General features: G+C 66.1%; 2 protein-coding genes. One reads left to right on the forward strand and one right to left on the reverse strand.

Annotated elements, in window-relative coordinates; genetic code table 11:
* Nucleotides 1-91 precede the first annotated feature (91 nt).
* Nucleotides 92-649: a transposase gene (locus OTB20_RS42270; protein ID WP_420716628.1), complete on the reverse strand. Its 558-nt coding sequence runs from the start codon at nt 647-649 to the stop codon at nt 92-94.
* Nucleotides 650-865: 216 nt separating this feature from the next.
* On the opposite strand from OTB20_RS42270, the gene OTB20_RS42275 reads away from it, so the two are divergent.
* A partial coding sequence (locus OTB20_RS42275; protein ID WP_324290487.1) for a transposase occupies nt 866-1,013 on the forward strand: 148 nt, incomplete at its 3' end.

The following is a 1,013-nucleotide window of genomic DNA, read 5'->3' on the forward strand; positions in this document are numbered from 1 at the left end:
AAGTCGAACGCGAGCTCAACGCACGCCCCCGCCTCGTCCTCGGAGACCGGACACCCGCCGAGTCCATGAGACGCTGGTCAAGAGATCTGGCCTACTGCTGATTCGCAACGACCGGTGGAAACCGCCCCGCGTCCAGCGGGCGGATCCGCCACTCGGCCATCGAGTCGAGAACCTTGTCGGTAATCGTGGAGACGGTCTCCTTCGAGGTCGTCATGCCGTAGACCTCGGCCAGGTGCGCGACGATCTCGCCGCTCGTGAGGCCCTTGGCGGTCAGCGAGATGACCAGCGCGTCCAGGCCCTCGGTGCGACGCGCGTACTTGGGCAGCACCTTGGGCACGAACGTCCCCGACCGGTCCCGGGGGACCTCGACGGTGACCGGCCCGGCCTCGGTCAGCACCGTCTTGGGCCGGTAGCCGTTGCGGGCGTTCCCGCCACCGCGAGCGGGTCTCCCGGGCTCGGCCGTGGCGGCCAGATGCTCGTCCATCTCGGCATCCAGAGCGTCCTGCAGCAGGTGTTTCGTGAGCTGTTGCAGCAGCCCGCCCTCGCCCAGCAGCTGCATCCCACCCGCGCGGGCCTGCTCGGCCGCCAGCTCCGCGACCGACGCCACCACATCCACCCCGGCTCCGCCGGCCTTCTTCCTCGGACCCATGTCCAAGACATCGGCCGATTCCGCCTCCGAGGAAACCGATTCCTCAACAACCGACTCGATCTGGCGATCCATCATCGTGCCCATCGGTGTCTCCCTCACTCGGGACGTACACCTGATCTATGACACTCCCGATCTCCGGGCTAGGGCCTGTGTGATGTCGTGATCAGTTCTTGAGTTCTGTGCTCTTCGTGGGGTGGATTCGATAGGACTGTGGTCGTGACTCGCAGGCAACTCACTCATGCCCAGTGGAAGTTCATCGAGCCATACCTGCCGATCGGTAGGTATGGCCCGTACCCCGAGCGGCTGCGGGAGCAGTTCGAGGGGGTGATCTGGCGGTTCCGGTCCAGCGGTCAGTGGCGGGAGA

It is taken from the genome of Streptomyces sp. H27-H1, from assembly GCF_026627445.1.
Classification (GTDB): domain Bacteria; phylum Actinomycetota; class Actinomycetes; order Streptomycetales; family Streptomycetaceae; genus Streptomyces.